Annotated in this window: 4 protein-coding genes and 1 tRNA gene; 1 reads left to right on the top strand and 4 read right to left on the bottom strand. The window is 51.5% G+C overall.

Annotated features, from left to right (window positions below):
• Positions 1-2: 2 nt before the first annotated feature.
• Positions 3-77, top strand: a tRNA-Glu gene (locus tag HEQ34_RS13865).
• Between the two features lie 370 nt (positions 78-447).
• Here the strand turns inward: HEQ34_RS13865 and HEQ34_RS13860 are convergent.
• From HEQ34_RS13860 to HEQ34_RS13845, 4 genes are all read right to left on the bottom strand, one after another.
• Positions 448-1605, bottom strand: a complete 1158-nt coding sequence (locus HEQ34_RS13860) for a site-specific integrase (protein ID WP_296201476.1) — start codon at positions 1603-1605, stop codon at positions 448-450.
• 506 nt (positions 1606-2111) lie between these two features.
• Positions 2112-2981, bottom strand: coding sequence for a glucose-1-phosphate thymidylyltransferase RfbA (gene rfbA, locus HEQ34_RS13855; RefSeq protein ID WP_296201475.1), 870 nt, complete (start codon positions 2979-2981; stop codon positions 2112-2114).
• Positions 2982-2992: 11 nt separating this feature from the next.
• The gene (gene rfbD / locus HEQ34_RS13850; protein ID WP_296201473.1) at positions 2993-3868 is read right to left on the bottom strand and encodes a dTDP-4-dehydrorhamnose reductase; all 876 of its coding nucleotides are present in this window, start codon (positions 3866-3868) and stop codon (positions 2993-2995) included.
• Between the two features lie 2 nt (positions 3869-3870).
• Positions 3871-4406, bottom strand: a 536-nt coding sequence (locus tag HEQ34_RS13845; RefSeq protein ID WP_296201471.1) for a GDP-mannose 4,6-dehydratase, incomplete at its 5' end; no start/stop codon positions are given.

Here is a 4406-nt window from a genome sequence, read left to right as displayed (position 1 = left end):
TTGGCCCCTTCGTCTAGCGGTTAGGACGCGGCCCTTTCACGGCTGAAACACGGGTTCGATTCCCGTAGGGGTCACCAAATTCTGCGGCTTTGGCCGGCAGATAGAAACATCCCCAACATTCCCCTAACAGACAATTTCGCCGAATTACTGGCGTTCCGTCGGCTGGCCTTTGGTTCCATCGTATTTCGATACATTTGATTGTTTTGCCAGCGCCTCAAACCGGAATCGATAACTCTCGCTGTAAAATTCCCTGATAGCAGGGAATTAACAGGGAAAATCTGAATTATCGATCAGGTTTTGAGACATGAAGCGTGTTGAAAGCCCCTGACATCCTGTGCTTTCTAATAAAAATCCCTAGACCAAGAACAGGGAATTAATTGCTGGATATCAGGGAGCTGATAAACTCATAACAGAGAAATATCCCCAAATAGAACATCTAATTCTTTATTACACAATACCCAGCCCAGAAACGGCTTCTCGTATCGTTTCCGCCACATTGGATGGCGCTAAGTGCGCGTAATGTTTCCGGGTAATCCGTTCGTCGGCATGGCCAAGCGCCTCGGCGATCACTGCCATGGGCACGCCTTTCCTTGCCAATCGCGCTCCATAGGTCCGGCGCAAATCATGAAAGCTAACATGTTCGAGACCCGCCGCTTTACAAGCCGCAAACATTGGCCGCATCTGATGCGCAGCGCCCCATCTCTTACCGTCAGGTCGCGGGAAAATCGGTTCGATCCGACTTTTGCCAATAATTGCTTCCGATACTAATCGAAAACCCTCGCTTTCTAGATACACCGCCCTTGGCGTTCCCGATTTTGTATCGCGTAACCAGAGTGATTTCGATTGCGCGTCAAAGTCACGGACTTCCAACGCGGCAAGCTCCGAGTAACGTGCGCCAGTAAGCAATGCCGCCGTCACCATTGGCCGAAAATGTGGATTGCAGGCGCTCACTAGCCTTCGTGACTCAGCATCCGCCAAGGATCGCAATCTCGGGGCATCTGCTTTTGCGAAAGGCTTCACCCGTCGCCATGCATTGTCGTCGAAAATCTTTTCGTTGCGATATGCAACGTTCAGCGCAGCCTTTAAAATAGTAAGAATCCGGTTAGCGCTGGAGCGGCGGCTACGCCTAGCATCGGCTGTGTTTGACGTCGGGCGATAGTTCTGGACCGCACCGGGCGCCGTGCGCAGGCGGGCGGGCGCATTGGCGAGTGCTATATGCCATTCCTGTATGATTTTAGCCGTAAGCTTGGCAGTGTCATGTGCTCCAATTTGCGGACAAATTATTGCCTCGATACGCCGGCGCGTATTTTCAAGATCTTTTCCGCCAAAACTTGCCAGATAATCATCTAGAGCATCCGAAACCAAATATGGCTTTGAATTGGGACAACCTTTTTGGCCCATGTCATCAAACCATTTGCGTGCAGTCTCTTGCGCCTGCTCAAAACTTAGTATTTTGGAGCCATCTGAATCGACCAAATCGTCCGCTTCCGCAATCGTCGCCTCTTGGTAAGAACATGATCCGCCTCGTTTCCGGAAACGAACCACCCATTTTCTGACACGCCGCCCTCGGTAATAACCTAAATGCTGCCCTTCACTCAAAGTCATCCAGTAAGGCTTCTTCCGGATTTCCAACCGAAGGCGCCGATGTCGATTTTGGAGGTCCGTATTTTCTACATTTCGCGCCATTCGATGCCCTCATGAGCTGCGTTTGCTTTCGCAGTTTCAATACGGATTTTGGCTCGGAATTGCGAGGCTTATCTTCTCTAAAAGTACTAATAGTCGAGCGTTTACAATAGGTTTCGCACGTCCGACGGCTTGACCGCAAATCCAGCAATTGAAATGGGTGGCATATGGAGCAGGGGTTGGCGAGGCGCAAAAATTTTTGCGCACAGGATTGGACTCCTCCGTCATCATGCGCGCAGGCAGATGGAGATCAATTAATATATTGGCACGGTATCTGAAATATGCCGAGCACAGTGTGTGGGAGACCTGCCGACGGTAATACTTCCCTATACCTGTCAACACCGAGCTAAGTTCGTGCATCTTCAAATGATCGCGAACGACAATGGTTTTCTATTCAAGGGTAGCGGAAGAAACATTAGGCCAACCGTTTAGTGCACCCCAGCAAGATCCAAGAGCGCCTGCCCATAGGATGTTTTTTCAAAAAGCTTACCACGTTGGATCAACTGATCGCGGTCAATGAACCCTTGGTGAAATGCAATTTCTTCAAGGCAGGCAATCAAAGTACCCGTGCGCTTTTGCATCACGCGGACGAACTCGCCTGCTTCAACTAAGCTGTCGTGCGTCCCGGTATCGAGCCAGGCATATCCCCGGCCCATCTTTTCGACGTAAAGCTCGCCTAGCTCCATATACATCCGGTTAAGTTCGGTGATCTCAAGCTCGCCACGCGCAGAAGGCCTAACGTCTTTAGCCATTTCCACCACGCGGTTGTCATAGAAATACAGCCCCGTGACAGCCATGTCCGACCGCGGCTGCGTTGGCTTTTCTTCGATGGAAATAGCGCGGCCCTCTACGTCGAGTTCCACGACGCCATAGGCTGTCGCATCTTTCACTTGATAGCCAAATACGGTTGCGCCTTGAGTCCGTGCCCTTGCCTTAGCGAGCAATGCACCAAAGCCTGCCCCAAAAAAGATATTGTCGCCTAGAACCAAGGCAGCCGGTTGATCACCAATAAACTCCGCGCCAATGTGAAATGCCTGCGCCAAGCCTTCGGGCTTTGGCTGCACTGCATATTCAAACTTTAATCCGATTTCTTCGCCAGTGCCAAAAAGGCGCCGGTAGTTATCGAGATATTCTGGCGATGATATAATCAGAATTTCGCGAATGCCAGCGAGCATAAGTGCTGACAGGGGATAGTAAATCATCGGCTTGTCGTAGATCGGTAGCAGCTGCTTGTTTATAGCAAGCGTCGCTGGATGCAGTCGGGTGCCTGAACCACCGGCCAAGATTATTCCGCGCATTTTATGTCCTTTTAATTTTCGAAACGTTCAGCAAGTATCGCATCAATTGCGTCATGCCAGTGCCTAGGTATGATTCCAAAATCCCGCTGTATCGCGGCCGTCGAGAGGCGCGAATTGCGTGGGCGTTCAGCCGGTGTGGGATATTGCGATGTTGGGATGGCATGTAAATCGGGAGTAGTTAGTCCGCGCTGAGTCATATTGGCGAATATCCTTGCTGACAGATCAAACCAACTGGCTTCACCACCATTTACAAAATGCCAGGTGCCATGTTGTGCATGCGGGTGTTCGGCCACCGAGAGTAACGCTTGGGCAATATCGGTTGCGCTGGACGGGCACCCGATTTGATCATTTACCACGCTGATTTCAGGTCGCTCAGATGCCAGCCGGATCATGGTGTTAACAAAATTTGCTCCGCCTGCGCTTACCACCCATGCTGTTCGGATGATCGCGTGACGCGGATTGAGCGTCCGAACGGCATTTTCGCCCATTTCCTTTGTTCGGCCGTAAACTCCGAGCGGGTTCACCTCGTCATCTTCGACGTACGGCGCATTCTTGGTGCCATCAAACACGTAGTCGGTGGAAACGTGGATTATGGGGATATCCAACTTCGCAGTTTCGGCCGCCAATATAGCTGGCGCGACTGCATTGACCTGCTCGGCTAATTCGGCATCGGTTTCTGCGCGATCGACGGCAGTGTAGGCCGCACAGTTGATGACGGCTGACCATGACTCGCTGACGACCATCTCGGCGATCGATTGCGCATTCGTTAAGTCCATTTGCGCCCGGTCAGGTGCGACTATATCCAAGCCGCGTTTCTCAGCATGCCGCAACACAGCTTGACCGACTTGGCCGGTCCCGCCCGTCAGAAGAATGGGTGCGTTTGACATCGTTAAGCGGTTTTCAATCCAAGTCTTTCGCCCTGATACGCGCCCGATTGGATCGCTTCCCACCACGCCCGGTTTTCAAGATACCATGTGATGGTCTTTTCCATGCCGCTTTCAAAGGATTCTATCGGTTTCCAGCCCAATTCGGTTTGGAGCTTGGTAGCGTCAATAGCGTAACGGAAATCATGCCCAGGTCGGTCGGCGACAAACTTAATCTGCTCACGATAGCTAATTTTATCTGGCCTTGGCCGGATACGGTCCAAGGTATCGCAAATCACGTGGACCACTTCGAGGTTGGTGCGCTCGGAATTGCCACCCACCATATAGCTGTTACCGACGCCGCCGGTTTCAAAAACAGTTTGCAACGCACGAACATGGTCATCAACATACAACCAATCCCGAACGTTTGATCCAGTGCCGTACACGGGCAATGGCTCGCCAGCCAAACATTTGATGATGACCAGCGGGATCAGTTTTTCTGGAAAATGAAAAGGGCCGTAGTTGTTCGAACAATTGGTGATCACCACAGGTAGGCCATATG

Origin of the sequence: Sphingorhabdus sp., assembly GCF_023910635.1 — a bacterium.
Classification (GTDB): domain Bacteria; phylum Pseudomonadota; class Alphaproteobacteria; order Sphingomonadales; family Sphingomonadaceae; genus Sphingorhabdus_B.
Note: the sequence above shows the minus strand (reverse complement) of the source record. Positions and strands in the feature narration are given on the sequence as shown.